General features: G+C 72.1%; 11 protein-coding genes. 7 read left to right on the forward strand and 4 right to left on the reverse strand.

From position 1 onward, the window contains the following. Positions 1-46 precede the first annotated feature (46 nt). The 7 genes from FRADC12_RS14520 to FRADC12_RS14550 all read left to right on the forward strand — a co-directional run bounded on the left by FRADC12_RS14520 (position 47) and on the right by FRADC12_RS14550 (position 8287). Positions 47-1306 carry an ABC transporter substrate-binding protein gene (locus FRADC12_RS14520; protein WP_045877058.1) on the forward strand — a complete coding sequence of 420 codons (1260 nt, stop codon included), beginning with the start codon at positions 47-49 and terminating at the stop codon, positions 1304-1306. Positions 1307-1629: 323 nt separating this feature from the next. Further along, on the forward strand, positions 1630-2823 hold the full coding sequence (locus FRADC12_RS14525; RefSeq protein WP_084010743.1) for a carbohydrate ABC transporter permease: 1194 nt from the start codon (positions 1630-1632) through the stop codon (positions 2821-2823). Continuing rightward, positions 2820-3737, forward strand: a complete 918-nt coding sequence (locus FRADC12_RS14530; protein ID WP_045877059.1) for a carbohydrate ABC transporter permease — start codon at positions 2820-2822, stop codon at positions 3735-3737. The genes FRADC12_RS14525 and FRADC12_RS14530 overlap by 4 nt, the downstream gene beginning before the upstream one ends. Before the next feature lie 26 nt (positions 3738-3763). Next, positions 3764-5248 carry a GH1 family beta-glucosidase gene (locus FRADC12_RS14535; RefSeq protein ID WP_502685252.1) on the forward strand — a complete coding sequence of 495 codons (1485 nt, stop codon included), beginning with the start codon at positions 3764-3766 and terminating at the stop codon, positions 5246-5248. Positions 5249-5405: 157 nt separating this feature from the next. After that, complete coding sequence (locus FRADC12_RS14540) at positions 5406-6482, forward strand: LacI family DNA-binding transcriptional regulator (protein ID WP_084010745.1); 1077 nt, start codon at positions 5406-5408, stop codon at positions 6480-6482. 293 nt (positions 6483-6775) lie between these two features. Then, the gene (locus FRADC12_RS14545; RefSeq protein ID WP_198152905.1) at positions 6776-8047 is read left to right on the forward strand and encodes a DUF427 domain-containing protein; all 1272 of its coding nucleotides are present in this window, start codon (positions 6776-6778) and stop codon (positions 8045-8047) included. A 9-nt stretch (positions 8048-8056) separates the two neighbouring features. After that, positions 8057-8287 carry a hypothetical protein gene (locus tag FRADC12_RS14550; protein WP_045877061.1) on the forward strand — a complete coding sequence of 77 codons (231 nt, stop codon included), beginning with the start codon at positions 8057-8059 and terminating at the stop codon, positions 8285-8287. Between the two features lie 189 nt (positions 8288-8476). Here the strand turns inward: FRADC12_RS14550 and FRADC12_RS14555 are convergent, their stop codons facing one another. The 4 genes from FRADC12_RS14555 to FRADC12_RS14570 form a co-directional block, all read right to left on the reverse strand. After that, positions 8477-9364: an alpha/beta fold hydrolase gene (locus tag FRADC12_RS14555; protein WP_045877062.1), complete on the reverse strand. Its 888-nt coding sequence runs from the start codon at positions 9362-9364 to the stop codon at positions 8477-8479. Between the two features lie 256 nt (positions 9365-9620). Then, the gene (locus FRADC12_RS14560) at positions 9621-10826 is read right to left on the reverse strand and encodes an MSMEG_0565 family glycosyltransferase (protein ID WP_232303797.1); all 1206 of its coding nucleotides are present in this window, start codon (positions 10824-10826) and stop codon (positions 9621-9623) included. Next, a complete protein-coding gene (locus FRADC12_RS14565; RefSeq protein WP_045877063.1) occupies positions 10823-12448 on the reverse strand; it encodes an FAD-dependent monooxygenase in 1626 nt (541 codons plus the stop codon). The genes FRADC12_RS14560 and FRADC12_RS14565 overlap by 4 nt, the downstream gene beginning before the upstream one ends. Positions 12449-12468: 20 nt before the next feature. Beyond that, complete coding sequence (locus FRADC12_RS14570) at positions 12469-13374, reverse strand: carbon-nitrogen hydrolase family protein (protein WP_045877064.1); 906 nt, start codon at positions 13372-13374, stop codon at positions 12469-12471. Positions 13375-13409: the final 35 nt, after the last annotated feature.

Below are 13409 nucleotides of genomic sequence, written 5' to 3' on the forward strand. Positions count from 1 at the left end.
CCAGAGGGAGGGCTTCATGAGGGCACAACGCGGTCGCTTAGCGACCATGGCCGGGGCATTCCTGGTCACGGCGCTGGTGGCGACGGCCTGTGGCGGTAGCAGCGACAACGGAGGAGGAGGCACCAAGAGCACGACGCTCGTCGTCAACGATTTCAGCACATTTGGCTACAAGGACGCCGGCCTGTACGCGGCCTTCGAGGCCAGCCACCCGGGCGTCAAGATCGTCGAGAACATCAACGAGTACAACACCCACCACAACAACCTGGTCAAGCACCTTGCCGCCGGGTCGGGTGCGGGTGACGTCGAAGCCGTGGACGAGGGCTTCATGGCCCAGTTCAAGGCGACTCCGGACCTGTTCGCCAACCTGAACGACTACGGCCTCGGCAGCCGCAAGTCCGACTATGGCGACTACAAGTGGACCATGGGTGAGTCGACCGACGGCAAGTCGCTCTTCGGCCTCGGCACCGACGTCGGCGGCCTGGCGATGTGCTACAACACCCAGCTCTTCCAGAAGGCCGGGCTGCCCACCGACCCGGCCGCGGTCGCCGCGCTGTGGCCGACCTGGGACGCGTACTTCCAGACCGGCCAGAAGTTCAAGGCCGCGAACACCGGCGCGACCTGGTTCGACACCGGCACCAACGTCTACAACGCCCAGGTGTTCCAGCTCAAGGAGAGCTACTACAAGCCAGGCACCGACGACGTCGAGGTCGGGACCAACCCGGGCGTGAAGGCGGCGTTCGACTCGACCGCGGCGGCGATCCGGGGCGGCCTGTCCGGCGGCCTCGTCTCCTTCTCGGACGACTGGACCAAGGCGATCGCGAACGGTGCGTTCGCCACGCTGACCTGCCCCGCCTGGATGATGGCGAACATCCAGCAGGCCAAGCCCGGCTCGGGCATCTGGAACGTCGCGACGGTCCCGGGCAAGGGCGGTAACTGGGGCGGCTCGTGGCTGACGGTTCCCGCGCAGAGCAAGAACAAGAAGCTCGCCGCCGAGCTGGTCGACTTCCTGACCAGGCCGGAGAACCAGGTCAAGGTCTTCAAGTCGATTGGCAACGTGCCGTCGACCGTCGGGGGCGTCAACGACCCGAGCGTCCAGAGCTTCACCAACCCGTACTTCCTGAACGCCCCGACCGGCAAGATCTTCGGCGAGTCCGCGCTTTCCCTGACCCCGCAATACCAGGGCCCCAAGCACGGCGCCATCCGGGCCGCGATCGAGGCACAGATCCAGAACATGGAGCAGAAGCACACCGATCCGGCCGCCGCCTGGACGGCTGCCGTCTCGGATGCCGAACGGGCTGCCCGCTGACCCGCTGACTGCTCACCCGGGCCGTCGATCCCGCCGGCCGGCCGCGCGCACCGGGCCCCTGGTGCGCGCGGCCCCCGGCGAGGCGAAGCGCACGGCCCTCAACAGGGGCCGCGAAGCAGCGCACAAACGCCCGCTCGACCGACCGGCCCATGAGCGAAACGCAACCACTCTCCCGACCCTTGACCACGGCCAGCACACAGCCTTCCGCATCCGCACCTATCCACCTTTGGGAGGGCGCCCTAGGCGCCCGACCAGGCGGAGCGGCCCGCGGGCGCTCAGCGCCCGTTCGGGCCGACCACCATACTCGGGCCGGAGGAATCCCGGTGACCACCCTCGTAACCTCGGCGTCCACCGCGGACGCCGCGCCGCCCCGGCGCCGCCCGAGCGCGGTCCGATCCGGAATCCGGCGATTGACCAGCGTGACGGCCCCGTACGGATTCGTCGCCCCCTTCTTCCTGCTCTTCGCGGTGTTCGGCCTCTTCCCGATGCTCTACACGTTCTGGGTCTCACTACACGACCGGAGCATGCTCAGCTCGCACAGCGGAAAGATGATCGGGCTGCGCAACTACACCGAACTGATGGCGGACCCGTACTTCTGGCACGCGGTCCGCAACACGTTCCTGCTGATGTTCATGTGCACGATTCCCCAGCTGCTCCTGGCGCTGGTGCTGGCGCACACGCTGAACTCCCGCATGCGTGGCCGGACGCTGTTCCGGATGGGGGTCCTGCTGCCGAATGTCACCTCGATCGTCGCGGTGACACTCGTGTTCGGACAGCTCTTCAGCTTCCACTACGGCCTGTTCAACTGGGCCCTGCACACGGTCGGCCTGCCGCGGATCAACTGGGAGGCCGGCACCTGGAGCTCGAAGATCGCCATCTCCTCGATGGTCATCTGGCGCTGGACCGGCTACAACGCGCTGATCTACCTGGCGGCGATGCAGGCGATCCCCAGGGAGCAGTTCGAGGCGGCCGCGATCGACGGCGCCGGGACCTGGCGCCAGCTGTGGCACGTGACGCTGCCGGCGCTGCGCCCGACGATCGCGTTCACCGGGCTCGTCTCGATCATCGGCCAGATCCAGCTGTTCACCGAGCCGCTGCTGTTCGAGACGACGCCGGGCAGTGTCACCGGAGGCACCAGCCGGCAGTTCCAGACGCTGGCGCTCTTCATGTACGAGGAGGGCTTCCACCTCTACCACTTCGGCTACGCCTCGGCGGTCGCCTGGCTGATGTTCCTGCTGACGGTGCTGCTCGCCGCCGGCGCCTACCTGATCACCAGAGGCGGCGCGAGGGTCGGCGGTGCCCGGCGCGCCGGCCGCGCCCGCCGCCAGCCGACCGCGACGACCGCGACGACCGCGACGACCGCGACGACCGCGACGACCGCGACGACCGTTCACGCACCATCCGCACCTGCCCCGAGTGGCAGCGGGCCGGCCATCCTCGCGTCCGCCGCCACCGCGGCCGTCGCGGTAACGCCGCGCGAGGCCGAAGCGGACGGCACCACCGGAGGGACCCGATGAGCGTCGCGACCCAGGAACCCGCCGGCTCGTCCGCGCCCGCGGCCGACCCACCGCACCCCGCCGCCCGCGGCTCGCGGCGCCGCCGGACCGACCCGAACGAGCGGCGCCCCGGCCTGCTGCGGTACCCGTTCCTGATCACCATCCTGCTGATCTCGGTGTTCCCGGTCTACTGGACGTTCCTGATCCCGTCGCGGACGAACGCGGACGTCGCGAAGGTCCCGCCGCCGCTGACCCCGGGTGGGCACTTCTTCGGGAACCTGCTGCGGGTCTTCGACACGGTCGAGTTCGGCAAGGCGCTGGCCAACTCACTGCTCGTCGCCACGGCCATCACGCTGTGCACGCTGCTGTTCTGCTCGCTGGCCGGCTTCGCGTTCGCGAAGCTTCGGTTCCGGGGCCGCAACGCCCTGCTGCTCATCGTGATCGGGACGATGATGGTGCCGGTCCAGCTCGGCGTCATCCCGCTTTACATCGAGATGCACAAGTTCGGCTGGACGAACCACCTGATCTCGGTGATCGTGCCGACGGCGGTGACCGCGTTCGGCGTGGTCTTCATGCGCCAGTACACCGAGCAGGCGGTCCCGGACGAGCTGCTCGAGGCCGGCCGGATGGACGGCTGCTCGACGCTCGGCCTGTACTGGCACGTCGTCCTGCCCGGCCTGCGCCCGGCGCTGGCCGTGCTCGGCCTGCTCACCTTCATGCAGGCCTGGAACGACTTCATGTGGCCGTTGATCGCGCTGAGCCCGCAGAACCCCACGGTCCAGGTCGCGCTCAGCACTCTTTCCGCCGGCTACTACCGCGACAACACGCTCGTCCTCGCCGGCACGGCGATCGGGACGCTTCCCGTGATCGTCGTCTTCATCGTTTTCGGCCGTCAGATCATCAGTGGAATCATGGAAGGCGCGGTCAAGGGATGACTATCAGTGAACCTTTTCCATTGCCGGTGACGAGCAACACCGACCTGGACCAGGAGACGCATAAATGGCGAAGGCTCAGTACTGCCTCGGCCACCGGGGCGACCGGTACGCCCGAGACCGACGAGATCGCCGCCCGGATCGTGACCGGCCTGCCCGGGAACTTCGTCTGGGGCGCGGCCACCTCGGCCTATCAGATCGAGGGCGCCGTCACGGAGGATGGTCGTGGCCTCAGCATCTGGGACACCTTCGCCCGCACCCCGGGCAAGACCCGCAACGGCGAGAGCGGTGCCGTCGCCGTCGACCACTACCACCGCTACCGCGAGGACATCGCGATGATGGCCGGCCTCGGCCTCGCGGCGTACCGGTTCTCGGTGGCCTGGCCGCGGGTCATGCCGACCGGGTCCGGGGCTGTCAACCGGGCCGGGCTCGCCTTCTACGACCGACTGGTTGACGAGCTGCTCGCCGCCGGCCTCGATCCCTGGCTCACCCTCTACCACTGGGACCTGCCGCAGCCGCTGCAGGACCTGGGCGGCTGGGCCAGCCGGGAGACTTGCTACCGGTTCGCCTACTACGCCGACCAGGTGGCCACCGCGTTGGGCGACCGGGTGAAGCACTGGTCGACGCTCAACGAGCCGTGGTGCTCCGCGTTCGAGGGCCATCTGACCGGCCGGCACGCACCCGGCGTCCAGAGCGCGCATGCCGCCGTCCGCTCGGTGCATCACCTGCTGCTCGGCCACGCCCTGGGCGTCGAGGCGCTGCGCGCTCGCGGGGCCGGCGACGTCGGCATCACCCTGAACCTCATCCCGGCCGAGTCCCCCGAGGACTCGCCGGCCGCGCAGGACGCGGTTCGGCTCGTCGACGGCCAGACGATCCGGCTCTGGCTCGACCCGCTGCTGCGCGGCTGCTACCCCGAGGACGTCGTGGCGGACTTCGCCAAGGTGGGCGCCGAGCTGCCGGTCGAGCCCGGCGACCTGCTGCGGATCGCCGCGCCGGTCGACTGGATCGGGGTCAACTACTACGCCCCGCACATCGTCGTGCCCGGCCCGGATCCCGACCCGGCACCGATGCCGTTCGTCGCCGGCGACGACCTGACCCGGGTGAGGTCGACCGACGACGTGACCGCGCTGGGCTGGCCGATCCGCCCGCGAAGCTACGCCGCGCTGCTGCGCCGGCTTGACGCCGACTATCCGGGCACCTCCTGGTACATACACGAGAACGGCGCCGCCTTCCTCGACGAACCGGCGGCCGACGGTGAGGTGCCTGACCCTGGGCGGCTGCGCTATGTGGCCCAGCACCTGGACGTCGTGCGGGATGTGGTCGGAGACGGGGTGGACGTCCGGGGATACTTCGTGTGGTCGCTGCTGGACAACTTCGAGTGGTCTGAGGGATACAAAATGCGGTTCGGCGTGGTTCACGTCGACTTCGACACCCTGGTCCGCACTCCGAAGTCGAGCGCGCTGTGGTACTCCCGCCTGATCCGTGATCACCGCGCCGTAAATGGGACAGCGTGAGCGCAGGAGCAGGCGAGCGGAGGTCTCGCCCGAGGAGCGCGGACGAGGCTGTAGCGAGTGCGGCGACGGAGCGAACCCGAGATGCCGTGAGCGAAGGAGCTGGCGAACGGACGGGGGCTCGGCCGAGGTCGGGGTGGCCGCGATGGATGGGGGAGCGATGAGCGGGGCGATCGGCCTGGCCGATCCGAGCGGGACCTCCGGTGAGTCGGGCGGCCCCGGCCCGGCTCCACGCCGGGCGCCGACGCTGGAGGAGGTCGCGGAGCTTGCCGGGGTCTCGCGGGCGACCGTCTCGCGGGTGGTCAACGGGTCGTCCCGGGTGTCCCCGGAGGCCCGGGCGGCGGTCACCGTGGCGATCGCCGAGCTCGGCTACGTGCCGAACCGGGCCGCCCGCAGCCTGGTCACCCGCCGGACCGACACCCTCGTGCTGATCGTCCACGAGCGGCCGGACACCGTGTTCTCCGACCCGTTCTTCGCCAGCGTGCTGCGCGGCGTCAACCGGGCGCTGAGCCCGACCGACCTCCAGCTCGTCCTGCTGCAGGCCCAGGGGGAGACCCAGCGCGACCGGGCCCTGCGCTACGTCGGCAACGGGCACGTGGACGGCGTGCTGCTGATCTCGCTGCACGGCGACGACATCATGCCCAACGCCATCGCCGCCGCCGGGATGCCGCTGGTGATGGCCGGACGGCTGCTGACCGGCCAGACCGTCGACTATGTCGACGCGGACAACGTCGGTGGCGCCCGCGACGCCGTCGCCCACCTGCTCGCCACCGGCCGGCGCCGCATCGCGAGCGTCGCCGGGCCGCCGGACATGAGCGTGGGCGTCGACCGGTTGCGTGGCTACACCGAGGCGGTGCGCGACGCCGGCGGCGACACGGCGGGATGGGTCGTCGTCGGCGACTTCACCGAGGCCAGCGGGCAGGCCGCGACTGCCCGGCTGCTGGCCGAGCACCCGGACCTGGACGCCGTGTTCGCGGCGTCGGACCTGATGGCGCTGGGTGCGCTGCGTGCGTTGCGGGCGGCCGGGCGGCGGGTGCCGGACGACGTGGCCGTCGTCGGTTTCGACGACGCGGCGCTGGCCGCCTACGCCGACCCGCCGCTGACCACCGTCCGTCAACAGGTCGAGCTGATGGGCCAGGAGATGGTCCGCCTGCTGCTCGCCCGCATCGCGGATCCCGATGGTGACCCCAGCGAGATCATCCTCCCCACCGAACTCGTCATCCGCGCCTCCGCTTGAGACTGTCGGCCGGAACCGGGCGCTGAGCGCCCTTCGCTGACCTCCCAGATCGGCTTCGTCGATCCGGCAGGGACCCCGGCCCTGCCTGTCGGGCGCTGAGCGCCCTCCCAAGGCTTGTTCGGCTGGACGTGGAGATTGGTGGTCGGCGCTGGTAAGGGCTGGCCTCGTGGTCGGCTGCCGCTGGACGGTGGGCGCGGTGGCTGGTGTGGAAGCGGCGGGTACTAGCCTTCCGGGACGTGCGGCCAGTGACGAACGGCGCGGAACCGGACTCGGCGCAAGCGATCGAGCACTCTATGTGCCGATATCTGGCTCGGGCCTGGTGGGGCGGACGGCTGGTCGCCGCGTCGACCGCCGCGGTCCGGGTGAGCGAGCCCGCGCGGCTGCCTGAGCTGTACTTCCCCAAGGAAGACGTCCGGTTCGAGCTGCTGGGCGCGGCGGGCGGCCAGGCGGTCTGCCCGGTCAAGGGCACGGCCCAGCTGTGGTCGCTCGACGGGAAGTCGCCGGCGCCGCTGCCCGAGTGGCAGGACCCGGCGCACGCGGGTGACGGTCTGGTCGACGGCCAGGACGCGGTGTGGAGCTTCACCGAGCCGGCCCCCGGCCTGGACTGGCTCACGGATCTGGTCGCCTTCGACCACGACCGGGTGCGGGTGGAGATCGTCGACCTCGTCGAGGGGGAGGACTCCCGCGAGGCGTCGGTGAAGCGGTTCCCCATTTGGGGCGACGCCACCGACCTCATCGACATGCTGGATCTGCGGGTCGTCGGCGAGCGCCGCCAGGTGAGCACGGTCCGGCCGTTCGCCGCCCGCTCGGTCGTCGAGGCGAGCCAGATCCTCGGCCAGGCGATCGTCGCCGCGATGCGGCACACCGGCGGCCGCCGCGTCGTGTCGGCACAGCTGGTGATGTACCGGGTCGCCGACACCAGCATCCCCCTCGAGTTCGACCTTGAGGACCTCAGCTCCGGCCGGACCTTCAGCGCGGTGCTCGTGCACGTCAGCCAGGAGGGAAGGCGCCGGGCCAGCGTCAGCCTGCTGCTCGACGTCACGGCCGCTGAGGTCTTCCGGCACGAGGAGCCGGCGCCGCCATGTGCCGGACCGTACGATGCGGTTCCTTACGACATGGCGGTCACCGGCCGCGATCTGCGCGTGGTGGACGCCGCGTGCGACAACGACTCGAACGCGCCGGTCGGACCGCCGACCCTTGACGCGTGGGTGAAGTTCCGCGAGGTGCCGGCCGACCCGGCCCTGCACGCCGGCCTGCTCGCCCAGTTCACCGGGCACATGTCCCTCGCCGCCGCGATGCGTCCGCACGCCGGCTTCGGGCAGGACCAGGCACACCGCACCCTGTCGATGGGGATCAGCACGATCGCGATCTCGCTGCACGCCGATGTCCGCGCCGACCAGTGGATGCTCTACCACCACCACTCGACGTTCGTCGGCGACGGCATGGCACACGCGGAATGCCGGGTATACACCGAGGCTGGCCGCCTCGTCGCGTCGTTCACTGTCGATGCGATCCTGCGCGCTCTGGAGGCCAGGTTCCATCACAGTGACAAGACCGCGATCTGATGGCGCACCGTGCCGGCGCTGGTGTTCCGCGGCGGCGCGAGCGATCCCTTCCATCCGAGGGCGACCTCCGAGGCCGTCGCCGAGCTGCTACCGAACGCCCGCCTGGCCGAGCCCCCGTGGGGCGACCGCGAGTACCTGGAACGCCAGGCCGCGGCCGCGGCCGCCGGCAGCGCCTTCACCCGCTGGCCACTCCTCGTCCCCACCCTGCGTGACTGGGCGCGGCAAGCGCTCACCGACTAGGAGAAAAATCAGCGCGACCCGGCAACGAAGCCGGTCCAGACCTGGATCGGCTGCGGGCTTCCACGCCGCCGTGGAGGAGACGTCGAGAGGGCGCTCAGCGCCCGAGGCGGAGCCAGGGTCCCTGCCGGATCGGCGAAGCCGATCTGGCAGGTAAGCGGAGGCGCGAAGCGCCGTCGCCGGCCGATCGCCTCAGTCGGTTCGCTCTTGGGGGGAGGAGTGCTCCCAGTCGGCGAGGATCGTGCGGATGCCGGTGACCAGCAGGAGCGGCTGGTCGAGCATGACGTGGTGGCTGGCGAGCGGGATCTCGATCACCGGGGCGACCCGGCCGAGCAGGTTGTACATCTGGTCGCCGATGTCCGAGGTGACCAGGCCGTTCTCGGCTCGGAACAGGGCGACCCGGCAGTGCACCTTGTGCAGTGCCTCGGGGGCCGGGGTCCGGTTGCCGAAGACGTTCGGGTCGAACTTCCAGGTCCAGCCGCCCTCGACCGAGCCGATCGAGCCGCGCGCGATGTGCTCGATCACGTACGACAGCGAATGCGTCTGCTGGGGGACGGTGCGGAACCGGGCGAGCGCGTCGGTGGCGGTCGCGTACACCCGAAGTGGCCCAAACGCGGTGCGGTCCCGCGCGGCCACCTCCTCCGGCGTGAAGTCCGAGACGGGCGAGTCGATCAGCACGATGCCGGCGACCCGGTCAGGGTGCTCCGCGGCCGTGGTGATCGCGATCCAGCCACCCATGCTGTGCCCGATGACGACCGGGGGCGAGCTGATGCCCGCGTCGTCGATCACGCCGACCACCTCGGCGGCCCAGGTGGACAGTGTGTAGTCGTCGCGGCGGTCGCTGTCGCCGTGACCGGACAGGTCCAGTGCGACCACGCGGTACTCGGCCGGTATCAGCGGCGCGATGTGGTCCCACCAGCCGGCGTGCGCCGCGCCGCCGTGCACGAGCACGATGGCCGGCAGCTCGGGTGGGCCGCCCCAACACCGGTAGGCGATCCGCGCGCCCTCGACCTCGACCTCGAAGTGCTCGGGCCGGTCGTCCAACGCGTGGTCGAACCAGGGCGGTGCTTCCTCGTCCATCTCCCGCTGTCCGCCTATTCGGCTTGTCGGCTGCCCGCGTGACTGCTGTCCGTGCGCGGGTGGTCGGTGGCCTCGCGGGCCGGCGGCCGGGGCTGTGGCCCGGTTCCGCCGGTTCCGCGGTCCCCCGGGGCTCCGGCCTGATCGGCGACGGGCTTCCGGCCGGACCGAGGGAGTCGGTCTGGTGGGTCGTCGATCTGGGCGGTCCGGGTCGGACCGACCCATCCTGCCTGGTGAGCGTAACGCCGCCAAGCCATGGTCAACACCCTCGTGGACGGTTGCCTGACCGTCCCGTGGGAGAGGCCGCTGCCCGCCGGCTCGCGAGGAGGTCACGGTAGAGATCGGCATGTGCGCCGGCGGCCGCGTCCCAGCTGTGCCGCGCGGCGAGGGCGGCGCCGGCCGCGCGACGGGTCGGGTCCGGCGCCGCGAGGGACGCCGCGAGCCCTGCGGCCAGCTCGGCCGGACCGTCGGCGAAGCGGACCGCACCGGCGAAGACCTCCCGCAGCACCGGCAGATCGCTCGCCACCACCGGCACGCCAGCCGCCAGCGCCTCCAGCGCGGCCAGGCCGAAGCCCTCCTTGACGGACGGGAAGGCGAAGACGGCGGCCGCCGCGACCAGCGACGGGAGCCGGGCGTGGTCCACCGGCCCGAGGAGCACCGGCTCGAGGCCCACCTCGGCAGCCCGAGCGAGCACCCGGGTGCGGTAGTCCCGGTAGTCGAACAACGTCTCGCCGCCCGCGACCACCAGCGCCGGTACCGGCGCGCCGGGCGGCACAAGTCCAGGAAGAAGGGCCATCGCCTCGACGAGGTCGAGGGTGCCCTTGCGTGGCTCGATCCCACCGACCGCCAGCACGAACCGGCCAAGCTGCCCGCGCCACCGGGCTCTCGCCTCGGCCGACGCCGGGTCCGCCGCCGCGGCGAACCGCGCCGCCTCCACCCCGTTGGGGATCACGCGTGCCTCGATGCCCCAGCCGGCCGAGAGCTCGGCGGCGACCGCCGCCGACACGCAGACGTGGGCGTACGGCCGGCGCAGGGCCAGTTCGTGGCAGGCCACCAGTTCCGGCGTGCTGAACGTGTCGAGGTGGTGGACGGTGCGCACGCACTCCGGTACCGCGTTCGCGCTGATGCAGTCCTGCGCGTGGACGACGTCATACCCACCCGGCCCGGTGGCGGGATGGTCGTGGAAGGCAGCGCCGAGGACCTCGACCGAGCGCAGCACCCGAGCCCCGACGGACTCGCCCGCCCGGTCCGGGAACGGCACCCCGTGGACCGTCACCCCCGGGGCTACCGGCCGGAAGAAGCCGCCGTCGCCGCCGCGGGCGAGGGTCCACAGGTCAACCTCATGGCCCGCGCGGGCGAGCGCCTCGGCCAGGCAGAGCGTGGCGACGACGCCGCCGCGTGCCTTCGTCGAGTACGTCAGCAACGCGATCCGCAGCGCCTCGTCGGCGGTCGCGGCCCGGCTCACCGCGAGCTGTCCGGGGCCTGGCGCTCGCCCGCGCGGGCGAGCGCGGCCTCTGCCGTCGCGACGAGGTCGGCGTGGCTGGGCCCGGCTGCCGGCGCGGGGCGCCAGCCGGAGGCCTGGACGGCGCGGACCCGGGCGACGATCCCGGGGTCGGCGAGCACCTCCGACGGAAGCGCCAGCAGGTTCTGCAGCCGGGTGAAGGCCTGCCAGACGACCGGGTCGCGCGCCGCGGCGAGAAACGCCTCCCCGTTCGTCACCGGCTCGGAGCCCGCGCGGCCTGATCCGGCTCCATCCGGGCTGCGCGGAGCCGGGGCGACGGCCGGGGACGAGCGCCAGCGGGCGAGGCGCGCGGAGTCCTGGGCGCGGGAGTCGTGGTACCAGGGCAGCGCCTCGGCTCGCACGATCGCGTCGAGGCGCAGCGCGCGTTCGACCGGGTCGCGCGTGCTGGCGACGACGTCCGTCAGCCACGCGGCCGTGAGCGCCGCGAGCGTCGTGCCCCTGGTGTGGGCCGGATTGGTGATCAGCGCGGCGTCGCCGATGGGCAGCAGGCCCAGCACCGCGGGTTGGCCGTCGGCGACCCAGGGGTGGAACCGGTTGTGCAGCCCGGCCATCGCGGCGACCGGGCCGAGCGGTCCGACCGGGCCGCCGCCGGGCGTCGCCCAACTGCCGCCGGCCGGCGTCCGCGCCTCGGCGGCTGGCTCCGTGGGGTTGACGGCCGTCTTGCCGTCCAGCCAGGGTGCGATCGGGCCGATCGCCCGGACCGCCGCGTCGAACGCGACGCCGTGCCGGAGCACCCGCAGCTCCGCGTCCTCGGGCAGGACGCCGAAGGTCACCGAGAACACGTCCTTGTCGGCCGGAAAGACCAGGCAGGAGTAAAGGTCGAAGGACCCGCCGGCGGTGTGGCCGCGGTTGAGGCCGGTGGCGAGCGACCGGTCGCCGCCGCGGGCGTAGAACCGCGAGTAGTACGTGATGCCGCAGGGCGCCTCGAGCGCGGCCGGCAGCGCCGCGCCGGCCGCCGCGAGCAGGTCCCGCAGCGGCGAGCGCCGCCCGCCCGCGTCGACCACCAGGTCGGCCGCGACGCTGGTGCCGTCGGCGAGGCGCACGCCGCGCACCCACGGCACGCCGTCGGCGGCGGATGGGGCCGTCACCAGGCCGGTGACCCGGGACCGGTCCTGGATGGTGACCCCCGGCTCGGCCTGTGCCGCCGTGCGCAGGACGTCGTCGAGCAGGGCGCGCCGGGCGCCGAGCACCACCAGCTCACCCGACTCCGTCGGCAGCCCCGGAACGGTCGTGCCGGCGCCGGGACCGGTCAGCGACGACCGGATCTCGGCGGGAGCGGTCCGCGGGAGCGAGATCTCCCGTGCGCCCGCGGCGAGCAGGGCGGCCAGCAGGTCCGGTGCCCGCTGCCTGAGCAGCGCGCGGAACCGGGCCAGGTAGGCGTGCGAGTGCCGCGCCTGCGGCACCCCCGGCCGCGGCTCGCCCACCCCGGGCGGCCTGGCGGCGTCCCGGTCGACGACCAGGACCTGGCGGCCGGCGCGGGCGAGGAACACCGCGGCCAGCAGACCGCCGGCGCCGGCGCCGACGATCACGACGCGTTCGGTGGCCGCGAGGGTCATGGCGGGCATCGTCTCCCTGCTGGCGGTGGTCAGCCGGTGCGCGCCGGCGGGATGAGCCGGAGCGGCTGGTGCAGGAGCGGCTCGCCGGCCAGCAGACACTGGGTGTCGTAGGCGTCCGGGCGCCGGCCGCGCAGGTGGTTCAGGCCGCGCCGGGCGACGAAGAGCGCATGGTCGACGTCCAGCCGGGCCACGGCCAGCCCCTCCTTGTCACCGGTCGCGGCGAGCCCGGTGCCGTCGGCGTGCAGGATCTTCGAGTTGCCGACGAACGTCAGTGTCCCGAACCGGCCAACCTGGTTCGCCGACACCCAGACCACCTGGTTCTCCAGTGCGCGGGCCTCGTCGAAGGTGTCGAACCGGAAGCGCCAGCGGTCGGCGGCCGGGGTCTCGGCCGGGTTCGTGCGCGACATCGGCCAGGCCGACAGGCAAGCGATGATCTTCGCGCCGTCGAGTGCCAGGCTTCGGGCCGACTCGGGGAAGACCTTGTCGTAGCAGATCAGCATGCCGATCCGCCCGATCGGTGTGTCGAACGCGTGGAAGCCGGTACCCGCGTCGTAGGAGGCGCCCTCGGACAGGGGCAGGTGGACCTTGCGGTAACGGCCGAGCACCTCTCCGGCGCCGACGCAGACGGCGCTGTTGTAGCGGCGGGCCCCGTCCCGTTCCGAGTAGCCGATGCAGACGACCATGTCGCCGGCCAGGTCGACCAGGTGGGCGATCTCCGGCCCGTCGGCCGCGAGCAGTGGGGGCGGCTCGACGATGCCGGGGTCGTCGGTCGAGTCGAGCTCCGGGAGGTAGCCGCCGAGCGACGCCTCCGGCAGCGCGAGCAGCTGGACACCTTGCGCCCGCGCCGACTCGATGTACCGGGCCACCCGCTCGAAGCACGCGGCCAGGTCCCGCCCGAACGTGTCGGACACCGCCCCGATAGTCATAGTGCTCATCCGCAGGTCTCCTGCCCCCCACCACTGTCGTGCGC

The sequence above is a fragment of the Pseudofrankia sp. DC12 genome (genome assembly GCF_000966285.1).
Lineage (GTDB): Bacteria > Actinomycetota > Actinomycetes > Frankiales > Frankiaceae > Pseudofrankia.